The organism is Undibacterium sp. JH2W (assembly GCF_049340425.1).
Lineage (GTDB): Bacteria > Pseudomonadota > Gammaproteobacteria > Burkholderiales > Burkholderiaceae_D > Undibacterium.
This window is the reverse complement of record NZ_JBMPOT010000029.1, coordinates 1-17,406: the sequence shown is the minus strand read 5'-3', so window position 1 is coordinate 17,406 and position 17,406 is coordinate 1. Positions and strand designations below refer to the sequence as shown.

Annotated in this window: 19 protein-coding genes; 14 read left to right on the top strand and 5 right to left on the bottom strand. The window is 50.4% G+C overall.

Annotated elements, in window-relative coordinates:
* Nucleotides 1–451 precede the first annotated feature (451 nt).
* The 4 genes from ACO0LC_RS27355 to ACO0LC_RS27340 all read left to right on the top strand — a co-directional run bounded on the left by ACO0LC_RS27355 (nt 452) and on the right by ACO0LC_RS27340 (nt 5,582).
* A complete protein-coding gene (locus ACO0LC_RS27355) occupies nt 452–778 on the top strand; it encodes a hypothetical protein (protein ID WP_423009116.1) in 327 nt (108 codons plus the stop codon).
* Nucleotides 779–859: 81 nt separating this feature from the next.
* A complete protein-coding gene (locus tag ACO0LC_RS27350) occupies nt 860–1,204 on the top strand; it encodes a hypothetical protein (protein WP_423009114.1) in 345 nt (114 codons plus the stop codon).
* 1,078 nt (nt 1,205–2,282) lie between these two features.
* Nucleotides 2,283–4,571, top strand: a complete 2,289-nt coding sequence (locus ACO0LC_RS27345) for a pre-peptidase C-terminal domain-containing protein (RefSeq protein WP_423009112.1) — start codon at nt 2,283–2,285, stop codon at nt 4,569–4,571.
* A gap of 285 nt (nt 4,572–4,856) precedes the next feature.
* The gene (locus tag ACO0LC_RS27340; RefSeq protein WP_423009110.1) at nt 4,857–5,582 is read left to right on the top strand and encodes a hypothetical protein; all 726 of its coding nucleotides are present in this window, start codon (nt 4,857–4,859) and stop codon (nt 5,580–5,582) included.
* 80 nt (nt 5,583–5,662) lie between these two features.
* On the opposite strand, the gene ACO0LC_RS27335 is transcribed toward ACO0LC_RS27340, so the two are convergent.
* The 4 genes from ACO0LC_RS27335 to ACO0LC_RS27320 all read right to left on the bottom strand — a co-directional run bounded on the left by ACO0LC_RS27335 (nt 5,663) and on the right by ACO0LC_RS27320 (nt 8,658).
* Entirely contained in the window at nt 5,663–6,094 is a 432-nt protein-coding gene (locus ACO0LC_RS27335) for a hypothetical protein (protein WP_423009109.1), read from the bottom strand.
* A 483-nt stretch (nt 6,095–6,577) separates the two neighbouring features.
* Nucleotides 6,578–7,030, bottom strand: coding sequence for a hypothetical protein (locus tag ACO0LC_RS27330; RefSeq protein ID WP_423009107.1), 453 nt, complete (start codon nt 7,028–7,030; stop codon nt 6,578–6,580).
* Nucleotides 7,031–7,128: 98 nt separating this feature from the next.
* Nucleotides 7,129–7,464, bottom strand: coding sequence for a hypothetical protein (locus ACO0LC_RS27325; RefSeq protein ID WP_423009105.1), 336 nt, complete (start codon nt 7,462–7,464; stop codon nt 7,129–7,131).
* 513 nt (nt 7,465–7,977) lie between these two features.
* Nucleotides 7,978–8,658 (bottom strand): hypothetical protein, encoded by a 681-nt coding sequence (locus ACO0LC_RS27320; RefSeq protein ID WP_423009103.1) that lies wholly within the window; start codon nt 8,656–8,658, stop codon nt 7,978–7,980.
* 166 nt (nt 8,659–8,824) lie between these two features.
* Between ACO0LC_RS27320 and ACO0LC_RS27315 the strand changes: the two genes are divergently transcribed.
* From ACO0LC_RS27315 to ACO0LC_RS27285, 7 genes are all read left to right on the top strand, one after another.
* Nucleotides 8,825–9,550 (top strand): paraquat-inducible protein A, encoded by a 726-nt coding sequence (locus tag ACO0LC_RS27315; RefSeq protein ID WP_423009101.1) that lies wholly within the window; start codon nt 8,825–8,827, stop codon nt 9,548–9,550.
* The gene (locus tag ACO0LC_RS27310) at nt 9,543–10,199 is read left to right on the top strand and encodes a paraquat-inducible protein A (RefSeq protein ID WP_423009099.1); all 657 of its coding nucleotides are present in this window, start codon (nt 9,543–9,545) and stop codon (nt 10,197–10,199) included. Before ACO0LC_RS27315 ends, ACO0LC_RS27310 begins: the two co-directional genes overlap by 8 nt.
* Nucleotides 10,192–11,946, top strand: a complete 1,755-nt coding sequence (locus ACO0LC_RS27305) for an intermembrane transport protein PqiB (RefSeq protein WP_423009098.1) — start codon at nt 10,192–10,194, stop codon at nt 11,944–11,946. Before ACO0LC_RS27310 ends, ACO0LC_RS27305 begins: the two co-directional genes overlap by 8 nt.
* The gene (locus tag ACO0LC_RS27300) at nt 11,943–12,551 is read left to right on the top strand and encodes a PqiC family protein (RefSeq protein WP_423009096.1); all 609 of its coding nucleotides are present in this window, start codon (nt 11,943–11,945) and stop codon (nt 12,549–12,551) included. Before ACO0LC_RS27305 ends, ACO0LC_RS27300 begins: the two co-directional genes overlap by 4 nt.
* 245 nt (nt 12,552–12,796) lie before the next feature.
* Entirely contained in the window at nt 12,797–13,639 is an 843-nt protein-coding gene (locus ACO0LC_RS27295; RefSeq protein ID WP_423009094.1) for a hypothetical protein, read from the top strand.
* A 77-nt stretch (nt 13,640–13,716) separates the two neighbouring features.
* A complete protein-coding gene (locus ACO0LC_RS27290; RefSeq protein ID WP_423009092.1) occupies nt 13,717–14,247 on the top strand; it encodes an REP-associated tyrosine transposase in 531 nt (176 codons plus the stop codon).
* Between the two features lie 117 nt (nt 14,248–14,364).
* Complete coding sequence (locus ACO0LC_RS27285) at nt 14,365–14,787, top strand: hypothetical protein (RefSeq protein ID WP_423009090.1); 423 nt, start codon at nt 14,365–14,367, stop codon at nt 14,785–14,787.
* Nucleotides 14,788–14,829: 42 nt separating this feature from the next.
* Here the strand turns inward: ACO0LC_RS27285 and ACO0LC_RS27280 are convergent, their stop codons facing one another.
* Nucleotides 14,830–15,306 carry a hypothetical protein gene (locus ACO0LC_RS27280; protein ID WP_423009088.1) on the bottom strand — a complete coding sequence of 159 codons (477 nt, stop codon included), beginning with the start codon at nt 15,304–15,306 and terminating at the stop codon, nt 14,830–14,832.
* 361 nt (nt 15,307–15,667) lie between these two features.
* On the opposite strand from ACO0LC_RS27280, the gene ACO0LC_RS27275 reads away from it, so the two are divergent.
* From ACO0LC_RS27275 to ACO0LC_RS27265, 3 genes are all read left to right on the top strand, one after another.
* On the top strand, nt 15,668–16,135 hold the full coding sequence (locus ACO0LC_RS27275) for an NADAR family protein (RefSeq protein WP_423009086.1): 468 nt from the start codon (nt 15,668–15,670) through the stop codon (nt 16,133–16,135).
* A gap of 394 nt (nt 16,136–16,529) precedes the next feature.
* The gene (locus tag ACO0LC_RS27270) at nt 16,530–16,790 is read left to right on the top strand and encodes a hypothetical protein (RefSeq protein ID WP_423009084.1); all 261 of its coding nucleotides are present in this window, start codon (nt 16,530–16,532) and stop codon (nt 16,788–16,790) included.
* Complete coding sequence (locus ACO0LC_RS27265; RefSeq protein ID WP_423009082.1) at nt 16,790–17,020, top strand: hypothetical protein; 231 nt, start codon at nt 16,790–16,792, stop codon at nt 17,018–17,020. The genes ACO0LC_RS27270 and ACO0LC_RS27265 overlap by 1 nt, the downstream gene beginning before the upstream one ends.
* The last annotated feature ends 386 nt before the right edge of the window (nt 17,021–17,406 follow it).

The window sequence follows — 17,406 nt, the reverse complement described above, 5'->3', positions numbered from 1 at the left end:
ATAGTAGGGTGCGTTATAACGCACCATTGTGTGATTACGCAATGTAGAGAGAATATGGGGCGGTGGAATGGTGCGTTGTAACGCACCCTACAAATGAGCCATAGCGCGTAGGTACGATTAGCGCAGCGTAATCGTACGCATGGCATAGAGGTGCTGCGCATGACAATGTGCTGCGAGCCATGCGCACCGCAGGCATCTACAAAAAATAAACGACGTCCTGTATGCAAAGGCGTCGTTTTTTTATGTTCCTACGCGCGTAACGCATGAACACCGCAAACGGTTGACAAGCCACACACCGTTTAGAACAACAACACTAAGCCCCATGTTCTGTGGTTTTTTGCGTCAACGCAATCATGCCGGGCGGCGTTTTTGGCTTACGTAGCAACACTACGAAACAGAAAACGAAACGCAAGACCGAGCAAATCAACCCAAACATAAAGAGGGAAATATCATGAACAAACTGATCATCGCCATCATCGCTTCCACAGTTGTTATGGGTAGCGCATTTGCACAGACACCCGCCAGTGCTTCTGCAACGACCGCAGCCAAACCTGCTTCAGCAGCAGTAGCAGCCAGTGTTGCCAAGCCTGCTCCAGCAGCCAAGGCAGTAGCCGCTCCTGCATCAGCCAGCGCAGTTGCAGCGACACCCGCAGCAGACAGCAAACCGGCAGCCATGCCAGAAGCCAAGCCAGCCAAACATGAAAAACATGTCAAGCATGGCAAAAAAGAAGCGAAAGTAGCAGGTGCCTCTGCCGCAGCCAGCGCCGCATCGAAATAAACGCAGTCTACAAAACAATGACCAGCGGCAGCAGGTGCTGCCGCTTAAAAAATAAAACGCTCACAGCCCAGGATAAATATCATGAACAAACTGATCACCGCTCTCATCGCTTCCACTCTCGTTATGGGTAGCGCATTTGCACAAACACCCGCCAGCGCGTCTGCAAATACTGCGGCCAAGCCAGCAAGTGCTGCAGCAGCCGCCAGTGTAGCCAAATCAGCACCGGCAGCCAAAGCAGTGGCAGCTTCTGCTTCGGCCACAGCATCGACGCCGGTCGCCGCAGCACCGGCAACAGAAGTTAAGCCTGTAGCACCAGTGGCAGAGAAATCAGCCAAGCATGAGAAACATGAAAAGCATGAGAAGCATGCCAAGAAAGAAGAAAGCAAACCAGCATCTGCTGCTTCTGCCAGTGCTGCATCGAAATAAGTAGCCAAGCGCACCGCCTCCATGCGGGGGTAGGAGAACGAGGTCTTGTCCTTTAGGATGGGGCCTCTTTTTTTTGCAAGACCAAAAGCGCACCACAGAGGCACAGAGTATGGCATGAGGATGGCTACTCTGTGGCTTAAACAGCAGGGTGGGTTGCGACGTACCGTTTTACAAATGAGGATCTGTGCTGAGAATGTTTGATGCGGTGGCATGCTGCCTTATAACGTATATCCTGCAGGACGGATCTGCATGCACAAATGTCAGCCACGGCGCAATCGCACCAGGTTTATATCCATCACCGGCAATACTATACCTGTTCATCTGCAACAGCATTCCCCAACCAGGCGGTCACCTAATCCCTCCAGACTCATCCCCCAAATCCCAAACTATATATTTCATTTACCAACATGATTCAGGTGCAGCAAATTCTACAAAAAAGCTGTATCACGATGATTGAAAATGCTTATTTTTTAAGCAGAAAAACTGAAAATAAATGCGCAAATTGGCATAGAGAATTTGCTCTATTTCGTCTTTTTTGCCCTCAAATGTTGCAAATTCACAACCGGTTTTGGGGGTGTGATTCATATATTTTCAGTAATGTGAGTATATATTTTCCTCTATGAAAATAAGTTTTCAAAAATATCAAGATGCTTAAGCAAAAATATTTGTATATACATAAACTCTTATTGCTTTTGACATACTGTTAAAGAATGTTAATAATCGGCTTTCGTTACAAAACGACAAACTGGTATTAGTCATTTAGCTTGCCGTTTTAAATTTTAGCAGTGCCAATAACCTTGCATGGCGTGTGCCTATGCAAGTGGTCTTACTATTGTCTAAAAGAATTGTAATGTGAGGAATCTGATCAATTACTTGCATGGCAATACGGCACAGAAAGACTGGTCTCGCGCAGCCAGTCTGGATGTTCCAGGTGAGTAGGCTTAACACGGTGCGGATACACCGTTTTTGTCTGATCACAGTCCCTGTTTTGGGAAGAGCAGGGATGTTAAAAGCTGGACCGGCGCCGCCAACAAGCACCGGTCACATACTTCGTATCAAAACAACAAGGAGAGAAGTAATGCGTATCAGTTGTAATCTCAAACTACTAACCGGTGTCTCCATGGCCATGGCCATGCTGTTCGATACAGCCCAGGCAGCAGAACAATGGGCGCCGACAGCAACCAAGGCAACCGCCATACCGGCCACCGTGTCTGCCAAGGCAGCCCCGACCCTGATGCAGGCGGGTGCCCCTACGCAGGTGGTGGTCGCGCTCAAGCTGCGCAATAAGGCTGAGCTCGATACCCTGACCACGGGTATCCTGAATGGCAAAAATGTCCGTACTATTTCCAGCACCGAGTTCATGTCACGCTATGCGCCGACTACGGGACAGGTGCAGGCGGTGGTCGATCATTTGCGCAGCAGCGGCTTCGTGAATATCTCCGTATCTGATAACCGCATGCTGGTAACGGCAGACGGTGCAGCAGCAACGGTGAAAACAGCGTTCAATACCGATTTGCACACCTACTCGGTCAACGGACGCACAGTGCAGGTGAATCTCAGCGATGCACAAGTGCCACAATCCCTGTCTGACACGGTGCTGGCTGTGCATGGCCTGCAAAATTTGCATACTTATCGCACCCATCTGGTGAGGCCTAAAGCCAATACCCTGGCCAACTCGGGTCATAACCCTACCGAGTTTTCCAGTATCTATAACGCCAGCAGCCTGCCTAGCGCCGTCAATGCCACCATCGGCATTATCACGCAAGGCAGCATGACGCAAACCATCAAGGACTTGAACACTTTCACTGCCAAGGCTGGTTACCCTACGGTGAATGTGCAAACAGTGACGATAGGTTCGGCCAGTTCTGACACTGCCGGTGTCGGTGAATGGAATATGGATACGCAAGATGCATTGGCAACTGCCGGTGGCACGATCAAGAAAATGGTCCTGTACACAGCAAACACGCTCAATGATGCCGACATCACGGCAGCCTATAACCGCGCTGTCAGTGACAACGTGGCCAAGGTCATCAACGTGTCTTTGGGTGAGTGCGAAAACGATGCGCAAAGTTCTGGTGTCATGGCCAGTAATGACCAGATTTTCCAGACTGCGGTAGCACAGGGCCAGACTTTCTCAGTCTCGTCCGGTGACTCTGGCGCGTATGAGTGCGGTGGCCCTGGTACTTCGCAAAGCTATCCATCGGTATCACCCTATGTGATCTCGGTGGGTGGTACTTTGCTCAATACCTCGGGCAGCACCTGGGTGTCTGAATCAGTGTGGGCTTGTACCACGGCGGCAAGTTGCCAGCAAAGCGCAAACGGTGGCGCTGGCGGCGGGCCATCTTTGACGACGGCAGCACCTAGCTGGCAAATCAGTTCCGGTGTCCTGGGTTCTTCTACCAAGCGCGGCACGCCAGATATCTCGTTTGATGCAGACCCGGCCAGTGGTGCACTGGTGATTGTCAATGGTGCCAACGAGCAAATCGGTGGTACCAGTCTGGCAGCACCTATCTTCACTGGCTTTTGGGCTCGTGTACAGTCGATGAACAATAACAGCCTGCCTTTCCCTGCTGCAGCAATTTATCAGAAAGCAGCAGCGACACCAGGCATGTTCCACGACATCACATCCGGCAGCAATGGTGGTTATACCGCCAAGGCAGGCTGGGACTATGCCAGTGGTTATGGTAGCCTGAACATGGTTAACTTTGCTGCTGCCATGGGTTCTACGCCACCACCACCTAACACCCTGGTCAAGGACGTACCGGTCAACGGTATCAACCTGGCTACTGGTGCCAACCTGGTGTACACCTTTGCCGTACCAGCCGGTGCGACCAACCTGACGTTCAAAACATCGGGCGGTACAGGTGACGCTGATCTGTATGTACAAGTGGGCGCAGCACCAACGACCACGAGCTACCTGCAAAAATCAGATGGTTCTACCACCACTGAAAGCATCACTGTCGCAGCACCAAGCGCAGGCACCTATTATGTCCTGTTGAATGGCTATTCCGCTGCCAGCGGCGTCAGCCTGGTGGCCAGCTATCAAACTGGCACACCACCTAATGTGTTGAACAATGGCGTACCAGTCACAGGCATCAGCCTGGCGTCTGGCGGCTCTGCGGTCTACACGTTTGTGGTACCTGCCGGTCGTCCATCGGTCACATTCAAAACCAGCGGTGGCTCAGGCGATGCTGATTTGTACGTGAAACTGGGCTCTGCTCCAACGACCACGTCTTACCTGCAAAAATCTGACGGTGCCAGCAACAATGAAAGCATCACTGTCAATTCACCTGCAGCCGGTACTTACTATGTGCTTGTCAAAGCGTATAGTACAGTCAGTGGCTTGAGTCTGGTGGCTGCGGATTAAGGCATGTACTGATCTGATTTTGATGTAAAAGTAGCGGCAATAAGGCCCCGGGGTAAAATCCAGGGCCTTATTTTTTTGGGGAAGTGGTGCGTTATAACGCACTCTACTCCGTGATCAATATAGATCAGCAATTGCCGCGAATTTTGTGCTACGACCTGTTCGCGGCCAAAGCCGCTCCTACAGATGAAATCTAGCCTGTAGGGTGCGTTGTAACGCACCACCTCTCTGCTGTAAAAACAAAATGCTAAGATCATGCTTACTTGCATCTGGCAATAAAGGAAATCAATGAGCAACACGAATTCTGCCGTCGTCGACAATTTTGAGCGTGGTGGCGGCTATGGCATACCAGAATCCGAGTTGCTGTATGCTCTCAGAAAAACGAGCAATCTTGTGATGCTTAAAATTGTCAGCCATGCTGCATCACTCTGGTCTGTGCTGGTCTCGCTATTTTTTTGGGGACCATTGCTATGGAGCCTGATCCTCTATCCGGCCTTTGTCATCCTGTTGCTAATCATCCGAAATTTCGTGGATGTACCAAACCCTGTCATCAATCAATATGCCGTCTTGCTGGCCTATGTCACGGGTGTCTGGCTAACGCTGCGCAAGCAAACTCCGGTGCAGGATTACCGGACCAGAAAGCAGCATGTGGGGACAAAAACCCTGCATCTGGATTTTGCGCAGTACCTACTGATAGCTGAGGAAGTCTATCGCTTTTTCCCGAAAAAAAATCGGCTCTTGACGATAGATTTCAAAGACTTGCATGCCTGGGTAGTATGGCATGAAGGCGATAGAGCGCATCGTGATGACGAGACCTGTATAGATTCTGTCAGCGTTTATATCAGACTTAAACGCGCAAACGCCATGACCATGGCCTGGGCCAGCAAAAAACTCGGTGACCCGATTTTCTATCATCAATATGATAAGGCTGATGCAGCCCAGAGCGCCGCAGCCAGAGAAAAATTTGATGAAGTCATGGCTTTGCTAGGCAGGCATCAGATTTTTCAAAAATAGCTTTGCAAGAGGATTGGGGCGCATCAGGATTTTACAGAAGCACGAAATTCATGTGTGCGATGGCGCTGCACAAATTGAATTTACGCGGGCTGTGTTCCCGGAAACGTAATCAACTCAAACATCAAAGACTTGATCCACTTATCTGGGAACGTTTTTAAATGCTTATTTTCTATCAGTTCCACACAACGATACGCAATAAATTGTGCATATACCCTGCATGCTGATTCAACGTCAACAGAAGACAGTACATTCATATTTTCCCTGACAAACCGAGGAAGCAAGGCCATGGAAAATGAAGCCGCTTTTGAGTACTTCTCACAATGCAAAATTGTATTGCCACTCGGATTTTCTTCCAGGAGCCTGCGAAAATATTCATATAGTGGCACATCATTTGGATCATAATCTCCGGGCCAATCATCCTCACAACTGTCACCGATAAGTTTCAAACGTTCAATTTCTTCAGTTAAAGCCGAAATCATTAATTTCGAAATATTCAACGGGATTGATAACATTTGAAAATCTCCAGGGCCGTAGGTACGATTAGCGTAGCGTAATCGTACGCATGATACCTGTTCCAGCCTACTTCTGCACCATGGCAACTTTACGGATTTGAGTCAGCAATTAAACATGTTCATATTGAAATAGACTGGCGAGTATCACACGATATGCTTGGGGTCTTTTCATTTTTGAGGGGCAAGGTTACGTACGATGTAGCTGCGCCAAATGCACCTACAGAATTTTTTTCGTGTGCAGACAATGTAGGGTGCGTTACAACGCACCGGCTGTGATGCTAAAACAAGAGCAGCAGTAATACAAAGCGGTGCGTTATAACGCACCCTACTGAGCTAAAACAAGCGCAGCAGTAATACAAAGCGGTGCGTTATAACGCACCCTACTGAGCGCTGCCGTGAACACAAAAAAAGACGCGCCATCCCGAATGATGGCGCGTCTTTTTGTTTGATGCTAGTCCTGCTGATTACAACGACTTACACAAATTATTTTACTGCCGCTGTCTTGGATGCACCTGTCGTGGCAGCTGTTGCGACTTTGGCCGTATCCGTTTTCACTTCTGCCTTCACTTCTGGTTTGGCATCTGTTTTTACATCGGTCTTGGCCTTGGCATGTTTTTCATGAGCGACATGCTTGGCATGCTTTTCATGTTTCTCTACTGTTTTTTCTGCATCCGATGTCACAGGCTTGGCTTCTGCTGGTGCGACTGCTATCGATTTAGTTGTGACAGGCGTCGCAGGCGTTGCAGTCGATGCCATTGCAGTGGTAGTCACTACTTTCGCAGCCGGAGTAGCAGTAGCTGCTGAAGCAGGTGCCGTTGCCACTACTGCTGGCGTTGCTGTGGTCGCGGTTTTAGCTGCTGTGGTGGCAGGTGTTTGTGCAAATGCGCCAGCCATAACAAAGGTGGAAGCGATGAGGGCAGTGATCAGTTTGTTCATTTTAGTATTCCTTGATATAGATAGTAGAGAGCAGTTCTTGCTTTTTCCGGCAGCCCCTGCTGCCGGTGTTCTTACTTATAGCTTGATAGCGTGACGACTTATTTCGATGCTGCTGTTGCTGAAGCGGATGCTGGTTTTACTTCTTCTTTCTTGGCTTCTTTTTTAGCGTGCTTCTCGTGCTTCTCGTGTTTCTCATGCTTGACTGCTTTTTCAGCAACTGGTGCTGCTGGTGTCGATGCTGCTGGCGTGGACGCTGTAGCTGAGGCAGGAGCGGCGACTACTTTAGCTGTCGGAGCAGATTTCGCTACACTCGCTGCTGCCGCTGCAGAAGCAGGTTTAGCTGCTGTTGTTGCAGAAGCACTGGCTGGTGTCTGTGCAAATGCGCTACCCATAACAACTGTGGAAGCGATGATGGCGATGATCAGTTTGTTCATGATATTTCCCTCTTTATGTTTGGGTTGATTTGCTCGGTCTTGCGTTTCGTTTTCTGTTTCGTAGTGTTGCTACGTAAGCCAAAAACGCCGCCCGAATACATTGCGTTGACGCAAAAAACCACACAGCATGGGCCTTAGTGTTGTTGTTCTAAACGGCGTGTGGCTTGTCAACCGTTTGCGCTGCTGGCGCGTTACGCGCGTATGGATAGAGAAAATCAAGACCTCTTACCACAGATAGAGAAAATCAAGACCTCTTACCACAGATAGAGAAAATCAAGACCTCTTACCACAGATAGAGAAAATCAAGACCTCTTACCACAGTCTTGGAGGGTGCGTTACAACGCAGCATGCCAATGCCCCATATTCTCTCTACATTGCGTGATCACAAAACGGTGCGTTATAACGCACCCTACTGTCTGCCCAGAATGAATGCGCATATTGCACATGGGTCTCTGTGCCTCTGTGGTGAAATTCTTGAGATGGTGCACCATGTGCACCAGTTTGCCATTACATTTACTTAGCATTTCCACTGGGATTCCCGCCCAGCTTGCCCCATTCCACCGCGTGGGCAAAGTAGCGCACTTCCTGCTGTTTCCAGGCCATGGGGTGGCCTGCGAAGCCGGTTTTCAGGCTGGTGCTGCTATAGTTGCTGCCACCGGCCTGGATGATTTGCGGGCCTTCTGATTTTATTTCATCGTCTGATTTTTCACTGGGGCGCACGATGGCGATGTGGCCGGGTTTGTTGTCACTGTGATTGCGGTAACCGACGACCACCACCTCCCCATGATTGGCCCTGTCCTGCGCCTGAGCGGCGCTACTCAGCTCACGCCAGCCTAGCGTGGCACCCTGGTTGGAGAGCCAGTCATATTGGGCATTGGCTAAAAAATCCTGGCCATGCTCAGGTGGGCGCAACAGATAGATACCCGCACGTTTGGCCGTGGCGGCGACAAAGGCGCTGCAATGGGTATGTTTGCCATTGCCCTTGACGAGCCTGCCATCGGGCTCGCCGCTTTCCCAGTTCACGTGGACACCGGCGGGCCATAATTCAGTGACACGGGTCTGGTCCAGCAGTTTTTCAAGAGCATGGCCATCGGCATTGATTTCGCTGGCATAGACAGGGCCACACCAGCTCGCGCATGACAGCGCCAGGACCAGCATACCGGTACAAGAATCAGGAAATTGTATTTTTCTCATGATGGCGTTTCCTTACGAATAGTGAGACAGCCTTGCAGGGAGCACAAAACAGGCATAACAGGCATTATAAGACTGTCTGTCATGAGGGCAGGAATCCCGTTCAGGCAAGCTCTTTATTGACATCTTGCCACTATAAAGCGGCTCCACGAGTGATAATCTATGATTAATGAAAAAAATTGATTACACTAGCAAAATTGCTATTCTCCAGCACTTTTCCCTGATATTTCCCCAGAAAGTGATTGCCCCCATTACGTCTGCCAATAAATTTATCGTCTGCCATGAGTGCGATCTGGTCTGCCTGGACCTGCCACTGGCGACCGGCGAAACTGCCAGTTGCCCGCGTTGTCGGGCCACGCTGTACCGTAACGGCAGTGCCAATGTGGACCTGGCGCTGGCCTTGTCCGTCACTTCATTGATCTTGCTGGTGATACTCAATAGCTTTCCGCTGCTGGCACTGAAAGTGCAGCAAGTGACGCGTGACACTACCCTGTTCCATGCTGCCCTGGCGATGTGGGATGATGGCATGCACATCCTCTCGCTGCTGGTGATCACCACCACCATGCTGGCACCAGCCCTGCAGATTTCGCTCGCCATTTATATTTTGTACCTGCTCAAGTTTGGCGATGCCAGTCGTGCCCTGGGTGCACCTTTGCGCGCCTTGCAAACCCTGCGCCCCTGGAGCATGGTGGAAATTTTCATGCTGGGTTTGCTGGTCTCCCTGGTCAAGCTGCAACATATGGCCGACATCGTCATCGGGCCAGCTTTGTGGTCATGTGCCTCCCTGATTTTTTTTACAGCGGCCATGACGTCAGTGCTGACCCCGCGCAATGTCTGGCTGTGGGCGCATGCCACTGACAATCCGCTGCCAGTGGCGGGAGTACCCCATGTCTGAACACGAATACCGTCATATCCCCGCTGCCAATCTGGCTGGCCAGACGGGTGCCGCGGTCGGGCTCATCAGTTGCGATATTTGCGAAACCCTGTGCTGCACCAGGGACGAAGCCGCTACCCATTGCCCCGGTTGCGGTGCCTCCCTGCATTTGCGCGATAAAAACAGCCTGACCAGGTCGCTGGCTTATCTGGTGGCGGCGGCGATCCTGTATATACCCGCCAACCTCTTGCCCGTGATGCATACCAATACCATCTTTGGTGCCCAGGATGACACCATCATGAGTGGCGTGCTGGTCTTGTTGAATACCGGCTCCTGGCCTTTGGCGTTGCTGGTATTCTTTGCCAGCATCGTGGTGCCTTTGCTGAAGCTGTTTTCCCTCAGCCTCTTGCTGTACACCTGCTGGAAAAAATCAGACTGGAACCCTTTACAGCGCACCCAGTTGTTTCGCATGATAGAAGCCGTGGGGCGCTGGTCCATGCTGGATGTGTATGTGGTGACAGTGCTGGTGGCGCTGGTGCAGTTTCAATCCCTGGCGGCGATACACCCTGGCGGTGGCGCGCTGGCCTTTGGCGCGGTAGTCGTGCTGACGATGTTGTCGGCACAAAGCTTTGATTCACGTTTAATCTGGGTAGCAAAGACGCATGAGTGATCCAACTTCAGAAAATCCCGGCACACCGCCCGCAGACAACAAGGCTGCGGCAGTAGATGCTGCCAGCACCGCTAATATCGCCAACACTGCCGACACCGCTGAGACCGCCGACACTGTCGCCGCCATGGATGCCATCATCCCTGTGGTCAAGGTCAGGCCAGAACGCCGCCTGCCATCGTTTGTCTGGGCCGTGCCTGTGATTGCCGCCCTGATCGGTATCTGGCTGGTGGTGCAGAGTGTCACCAGCCAGGGGCCGGTCATCACCATCACCTTTAAATCGGCAGAAGGCCTGGAGGCCGGCAAGACCAAGCTGCGCTACAAGGATGTCGATGTCGGTCACGTCAAGGCCATTGCCCTCTCGCCTGACCGCAAGCGCGTGCTGGTGACGGCGCAACTCATCAAGAGTGCTTCTGACATCCTGGCGACGGATACCCGTTTCTTCATCGTCAAGCCACGCATTTCTGGCGGCTCGGTATCTGGCCTGTCCACTCTGTTGTCTGGCAATTACATCAGCGTCGACGTCGGTTCAGCGGCTGACACCACCGATGAATTTACTGGCCTTGAAGAACCACCGCTGGTCAATCGCGATTCGCCTGGTCGTGAATTTGTCTTGCATGGCGCGCAGACAGGCTCGGTCAATTATGGCTCGCCCATCTTTTTCCGCCACATCAATGCTGGCCATGTCACCAAGTTCCAGCTCGACCGTGATGGCAAGGGCGTCACCATCCGCGTCTTCATCGATGCGCCCTATGACCAGTATGTAACCCCCGATACCCGCTTCTGGCATGCCAGCGGCATCGACATGCAGCTTGATGCCAATGGCTTGCGCGTGACGACTGAATCACTGACATCATTGATCGAAGGCGGCCTCGCCTTCCAGGAACATGATGATGCCCTGCCAGGTGGCAAACCTGCATTCGAGGGATCCATCTTCCCGTTGTTTGAAGACCGCGAACATGCCATGCGCGCGCCGGATACCAAGGTGCGCAACTTCCTCATGTATTTCCCGGAAACCCTGCGTGGCTTATCCAAGGGGGCGCCTGTAGACCTGCGCGGCATCGTCATCGGCGAAGTCAAATCCCTGGGTGTGGATTTTGCCGATAATGGCCGCGTGCCACGCTTCCCGGTTGAAATCAGCCTCTATCCTGACCGTCTCAAGGCGCGCGCCCGATCTGGCACTCGCCTGCCCGATGACAATACCGAAGCCAAGGAAAGATCGCTGATCGACCACCTGATCTCACGCGGCTTGCGCGGCCAGCTGCGCAGTGGCAATATCCTCACTGGCCAGCTGTACATCGCCCTCGATTTCTTCCCGGATGCTTCGCAAGCCAAGATGGATTGGAGCACAGACTACCCCGTCCTGCCCACCGTCGGTGGTGGCCTGGGTGAAATCCAGGATACCGTGGGCCGCATCGCCAAGAAGATAGACAAGCTGCCTTTCGATAAAATTTCTGACGAACTGGTACAAGCCCTGGGCAAACTCAATACCACCCTGGCCAGCACAGAAAAACTGGTGCGCCGCCTCGATGTTGAAGTCACGCCAGAATTGACATCCACCCTCAAAGAAGCACGCGGCACCTTGAACAGCGCCAGCGCCCTGCTGGCAGAAGACGCGCCGCTGCAACAAGACATGCGCGAATCTTTGAAGCAAGTCGCCAAATCCGCCCGCGCCGTCGCCAACCTGGCCGACATGCTGGAACGCCATCCCGATGCCCTGGTGTTTGGCAAACAAAAGGTAAAACCATGATGCGTACCGCCAAGCTGCTCGCCCTGCCTCTGAGTGCCTTCTTATTGTCCGCCTGCGCTACGCCGCCGGTAGAACACCTGTACCGCCTCGACTATCCGCAAACCAACAGCAGCCTGGCCGAGCCGCAGTATGAACTCATCATCGCCACCGTCAAATTGCCAGAGGCCGTGAACCGCCAGCAACTGGTCATACAAAAGTCTGCTACAGAGGCCATCGTCTCTGACGAACAACGCTGGCTCGCCCCGCTGGACGAACAACTGACCCTGTCCCTCATCGCCCACCTGCGCAAAAACCTGCCCGATGCCTGGCTCTCATCCGACACCGGCATCAACGCAGGCATCGCCAACAACCCATCCGGCAATTTGCCGCGCTATCAGATCAAAGTACAAGTCGACCAGCTACTCATTCAAAGCGGCGAGCAACTCACGCTCGAAGCCAGCTGGGTCGTACTCGACAGCAGCCGCAAACTGCTCAAGCGCGAACACAAAGTGTTTACCGTCAGTTTGCACGGCACCGCCTATGAAACCGTGGCACCAGCGATGTCAGAAGCCGCCAAGCAATTGGCGGAGCAGGTGGGGGCGAGTGTGGCTGGCGTGCGCAAGTAAATGTAGCTGCTACAAAATGTAGGTACGATTAGCGCAGCGTAATCGTACGCATGAGATGCCCGAATATGCATAGTCTTAAAGAATATCTCGTGAAGACCATGTACTACCTCAGCGGCTACGTGATTTATACTTGATACATTACTGTGAAGCGGCTATGCTTTTCGAGCGCAAGAGAGAGCAACAGCTGCCATGCGTACGATTACGCTGCGCTAATCGTACCTACACACTTATTAAGTAATGAAAATATGAATATACGCCACTCAACATTGCGCCTCCTTGCAAGCGGTTTCTTATTTGCTGCCGTATGCAAACCCATTTTTGCAAGTGACTTACCGTGTACGCCACATGCGCAGATTTCCGTGTCAAAAATCAATGCCGATGTCATCGCTATCGGCGACTTTCATGGCTCAAATGAAATTCCAGCCTTTGTTGAAGGGCTTGTTTGTCAGCTTGCTTTATCAGGGAAACCCGTCGTGCTTGGTCTGGAATTGCCGATGGACTTGCAAGCAGGTATTACTCAATACACGCTTTCCAAAGGAACACCAGAGGATAAAAAGGCCTTACTTTCAGCCTATTTCTGGCACGAAAAACAGGATGGCCGCCGCAGTGAGGCAATGTTCAAGCTCATTGATTTCGTTAGAAGATTGCGCAATGAAGGTAAAGATGTACTTATTTCTGCCTTTGATTCAGGCAAGTCAGATGGGCTTCAAGCTTTGACCAAGAATGAAACCAGGTCGCAGGCCAGACGTGACTCTATCATGGCGACCAATATTTACGACAGGCTTAAACAATATCCTGCACATACACATATCCTATTTGCGGGAAGTGGACATACGGGTAAGTTTAAACAACAGGATTGGAATCCTGCTGTCAGTTCAATGGCCTATTTGCTTGCGCAACGTGTCTCTGTATATTCAATTTATTTTTCTTTTTTGAAAGGCGGTGAAATTTGGGGATGTCGTGGGCCGGACATTCCTTGCGGGCGAGGGCCTGTCTCAGCCTCGACTGCAACTACCAAAGAAGGCTTTGACTTGATTCTTCCGATTGAAAAATTAACGGCATCTATTCCTGCCAAGGATGCACCGTAAAAAAGCGAGTAGGTACGATTAGCGCAGCGTAATCGTACGCATGACTCCTCAAAATAAACTAAGCAAGCAGCAAACCCATGCCCAATTATCGCCGCGCATTCGTCCCGGGAGCGACATGGTTCTTCACCGTCAATCTGTTGCAAAGACAGGGCAATGACTTGCTGGTGCGTGAGATTGATCTCTTGCGACAAGTCATCAAACATGTTCGCCTTAAATATCCCTTTCATATCGATGCCTGGGTAGTCTTGCCGGAGCACATGCACTGCATCTTCACCCTGCCAGATGGCGACAGCAATTTTAGCTTGCGCTGGCGGCTCATCAAAAGCGGTTTCTCACGCGCCCTTCCTAAAACAGAGACCCTCTCTGCTGCGCGCCAGGCTGCTGGTGAACGTGGTATCTGGCAGCGTCATTATTGGGAACATCTGATACGTGATGAGCTGGATTTCCAGAGGCATGTCGATTACGTCCATGTCAATCCACTCAAACATGGCCTGGTCCGCCGCGTCTGCGACTGGCCATATTCCACTTTTCATCACTATGTGGAAACAGGCGTGTATCCTCTTGACTGGTGTGGTGATGTGGCGGTAGAGATAAGTGGTGGTGATTGACCGGCGCTACAATTAGTGGCCTTTGCGGCTGACATGCGTACGATTACGCTGCGCTAATCGTACCTACGCGCTATTTAAAAAAAACGAATTCAATTCACCTCAAAATATCTGGGATCCATGGGTAGTTCAAATGAAACAACGCTAGGACAAATCAAGACATTGCGTTTTCTAAACGCCTTGATTGTTGCAGGAAAATACGCCGCCATTTTTCTTCCGCTATTTTTCTTCTATCTTCTTACAAGCATATTCATGGCAGGTGGGAATGGTGCCATGGCCGCGCTGGCGAACATATCATTAAAAATGATAGAAGTTTGTGAAAAATTACTGAACATGCATAGTGGCGGCACTGTATTCCAAGCCTGCTTTTTTTGGATGATAGTATTTTACGCAATTCTGTTTTTGCAAAACTTGTTCTTCAGTCGCTTAGAGTCGCTTGATGAAAAGGCAGCTGCAAAAAAATACCATCAAATGAAATTTCCTGCATTTCTATCCCTACTATTTCTGTTTATTTCTTTGACTATCTTGATTCGATGGATATAGACATGCGTACGATTACGCTGCGCTAATCGTACCTACGGGGGGTCATTTCCACACACTGATTCCCCGCGCTGACTCATCCTTGTGATCGTAAACATCGACTATCTTTGTCAGGGCACCAGACCATAGGCCGAAATGGCCTTGATCCTTCTTGTTAAATCTCGCGATGATGGTCGCCGTTTTTCCGTAGAATTTTTCAAGAACTGCCATCTTCTTCGAGATTCGCTCCCTATCGGCATGACTTGCATAGGGGCCAGAATCGATATTAATCCAGAGGCAGTCCTTACTGGAAACTTCGACCTGATAAGGGCAAATGGACATATGTTCCATACCGACGAAAATATAACCTGTCACGTTCACCAGTTTGCCGTGATAGCGCTCAGGTGTCGCAACAAGATTGATCAGGGATAGGTCGATTGCACGTTCTAGCGGTTTTGCCGCGGCAGCAGTCGCAAACAAGGTAACTATTGCCATCAGGCCTGTCCGCAAAACATGGCGCGACGGGAGATAAGGAATTTTCATGCAATGTACTCCGTTTTACTAAAATGAGAGATAAAATCAGCACATGATAACAAGGCTTTACTCAAGCCAGGTACGTAGGTACGTAGGTACGTAGGTACGTAGGTACGATTAGCGCAGCGTAATCGTACGCATGCGATGCCTGAAATAAGCGCAGACCTCAAGAATAGCTAGTGAAGACCATGTATCATCATAACAGGCGCGTGGTTTATGCTTGAATGACTACCATGAAGCAGCTGTACTTTTCAAGCAGTATAGAGAATGGTGACGCCATGCGTACGATTACGCTGCGCTAATCGTACCTACGCGGGTGGGCGATATTTTTTATAAATGCATTCACCATGAATAAATTTCCAGAAGAAATATGAAACCTGATACAAGCACCTTATCAAGCATCAAGTTTTATTCTACCGAAGGCGAGTACGGTGAATTTTCTAATTTTTCGCGATACTCGATTTCCTTGAAGGGGAAGATGTGGCCAACAAGTGAGCATTACTTCCAGGCACAGAAATTCCTTGATGCACAATATCGTGAAAAAATACGAACCGCCAAAACTCCCTCGATAGCGGCAAGGCTGGGGCGCTCGCGCACGCACAAAATTAGAGTGGACTGGGAGTCAGTCAAGGTGCAGATCATGCGGGAAGCAGTAAGCGCGAAATTCCAGCAGCATCAGGATTTGCAAGACTTGTTGCTAAGCACTGGTACAGCGAAGCTAGTCGAAGACACAACCGAGGACGATTATTGGGGCATAGGCAGTGATGGGAAAGGGAAAAATATGCTCGGCAAAATATTAATGGACATCAGGGCCGCAATACTGAGTGACATGAATTAAACAGCATAGCCAGATGCGCAGCCACAAGAATACTCCATGAAAATAACAATTTTTGTCTTCAGTTTAATGTTAAGCGCAGTCTCCATACTGTCGACATTTGTTAGCGCACCAACATATTACGTTCTATTTGCAGGGGGTTCAATTCTCGCAAGTTTAAGTTTGGCAGGATTTATTTACCTTGGCCGGACATCTGTTCAATATCGCCGATATTTTTATGGTTTCTGTATCTTGCCCATATATGTTCTATTAGATATTTTGCTTAGGTACGGCTGGGGAATTCGCGTTTTGGATTTTCTGCCATAAAATTGAGGATAAACCTCAGATGCACCCCGCGTGAATGGGTTTAGTTCGTCCGTCCCCAAATTGATCTCATTTTCTTTACTAGACAGCTTCTATGTTTACGCCAGAATTTACTATTCACAAAAAAAACGAGTATGTGCTCGTCGCCAGTCATAGCCTGGAGAATCCGGAAGCGATCCGCTTGAGCCTGCAGTACAACAAGGCCCGCATCGCTTTTGCCCATCAGCATTTACCTGCGCATATGAACGCATGCCGTATTATTTATGATGTCCGTGGTCAGTCCCTCACTACTAAAACACTTGATGCAGTCTCTGAAAGTCTTGCTGCAATCTGCACCGTGGAGTTCAAGCGCTGATGGGTATCCAGGTCATCGTAAAAACTGGCTCTGCCAGCGAGATAGAATCTGTGCTCGGTACTATAGCCATGGAATGCGAAATTTTTCCCATTGATGAAGCGAACTGGGGCGTATCTATTCCAACCAAGCTTATTGATGCGGTAGGAGAGAAAAGCATCCGCGCCGCGTTGGATAAACTGGTGCATTTTGACCTCTGGGCCGGATCATGGAAAATGCCGCTCCAAGTGTAGGTACGTAGGTACGATTAGCGCAGCGTAATCGTACGCATGTGATTCCTGAAATAGCGATAGACCTCAAGCAAATCCCATGATCGCCGTCTGCCTTTCTTTGCACGAGTGTGATGCATGCTTGCTTCAATATCATAAAGCTGTTGTGCTTTTTTGAAGCGGCATAGAAAATTGCTGCTGACCATGCGTACGATTACGCTGCGCTTGTATGGTTATAAGTGACGATTTCTGGGAAACTAGAAAGCGTCGGGGTGGAGGGACGACGCTGCGCATCTGCAGTTTTAGCTGACAGACTCGATTAGAACTCTCCCACCCCACCTCTTCAACGTCGATGAGGAATCCAGCGGTCAATAGGCCTGCCAACCAATACCGCAGATATGTGCAAGCTA

What these genes read in the sequence shown, in the direction of transcription:
- ACO0LC_RS27355 (WP_423009116.1), top strand. Translation starts at nt 452, where the DNA reads ATGAACAAACTGATCATCGCCATCATCGCTTCCACAGTTGTTATGGGT.
- ACO0LC_RS27350 (WP_423009114.1), top strand. Translation starts at nt 860, where the DNA reads ATGAACAAACTGATCACCGCTCTCATCGCTTCCACTCTCGTTATGGGT.
- ACO0LC_RS27345 (WP_423009112.1), top strand. Translation starts at nt 2,283, where the DNA reads ATGCGTATCAGTTGTAATCTCAAACTACTAACCGGTGTCTCCATGGCC.
- ACO0LC_RS27340 (WP_423009110.1), top strand. Translation starts at nt 4,857, where the DNA reads ATGAGCAACACGAATTCTGCCGTCGTCGACAATTTTGAGCGTGGTGGC.
- ACO0LC_RS27335 (WP_423009109.1), bottom strand. Translation starts at nt 6,094, where the DNA reads ATGTTATCAATCCCGTTGAATATTTCGAAATTAATGATTTCGGCTTTA.
- ACO0LC_RS27330 (WP_423009107.1), bottom strand. Translation starts at nt 7,030, where the DNA reads ATGAACAAACTGATCACTGCCCTCATCGCTTCCACCTTTGTTATGGCT.
- ACO0LC_RS27325 (WP_423009105.1), bottom strand. Translation starts at nt 7,464, where the DNA reads ATGAACAAACTGATCATCGCCATCATCGCTTCCACAGTTGTTATGGGT.
- ACO0LC_RS27320 (WP_423009103.1), bottom strand. Translation starts at nt 8,658, where the DNA reads ATGAGAAAAATACAATTTCCTGATTCTTGTACCGGTATGCTGGTCCTG.
- ACO0LC_RS27315 (WP_423009101.1), top strand. Translation starts at nt 8,825, where the DNA reads ATGAAAAAAATTGATTACACTAGCAAAATTGCTATTCTCCAGCACTTT.
- ACO0LC_RS27310 (WP_423009099.1), top strand. Translation starts at nt 9,543, where the DNA reads ATGTCTGAACACGAATACCGTCATATCCCCGCTGCCAATCTGGCTGGC.
- ACO0LC_RS27305 (WP_423009098.1), top strand. Translation starts at nt 10,192, where the DNA reads ATGAGTGATCCAACTTCAGAAAATCCCGGCACACCGCCCGCAGACAAC.
- ACO0LC_RS27300 (WP_423009096.1), top strand. Translation starts at nt 11,943, where the DNA reads ATGATGCGTACCGCCAAGCTGCTCGCCCTGCCTCTGAGTGCCTTCTTA.
- ACO0LC_RS27295 (WP_423009094.1), top strand. Translation starts at nt 12,797, where the DNA reads ATGAATATACGCCACTCAACATTGCGCCTCCTTGCAAGCGGTTTCTTA.
- ACO0LC_RS27290 (WP_423009092.1), top strand. Translation starts at nt 13,717, where the DNA reads ATGCCCAATTATCGCCGCGCATTCGTCCCGGGAGCGACATGGTTCTTC.
- ACO0LC_RS27285 (WP_423009090.1), top strand. Translation starts at nt 14,365, where the DNA reads ATGGGTAGTTCAAATGAAACAACGCTAGGACAAATCAAGACATTGCGT.
- ACO0LC_RS27280 (WP_423009088.1), bottom strand. Translation starts at nt 15,306, where the DNA reads ATGAAAATTCCTTATCTCCCGTCGCGCCATGTTTTGCGGACAGGCCTG.
- ACO0LC_RS27275 (WP_423009086.1), top strand. Translation starts at nt 15,668, where the DNA reads ATGAAACCTGATACAAGCACCTTATCAAGCATCAAGTTTTATTCTACC.
- ACO0LC_RS27270 (WP_423009084.1), top strand. Translation starts at nt 16,530, where the DNA reads ATGTTTACGCCAGAATTTACTATTCACAAAAAAAACGAGTATGTGCTC.
- ACO0LC_RS27265 (WP_423009082.1), top strand. Translation starts at nt 16,790, where the DNA reads ATGGGTATCCAGGTCATCGTAAAAACTGGCTCTGCCAGCGAGATAGAA.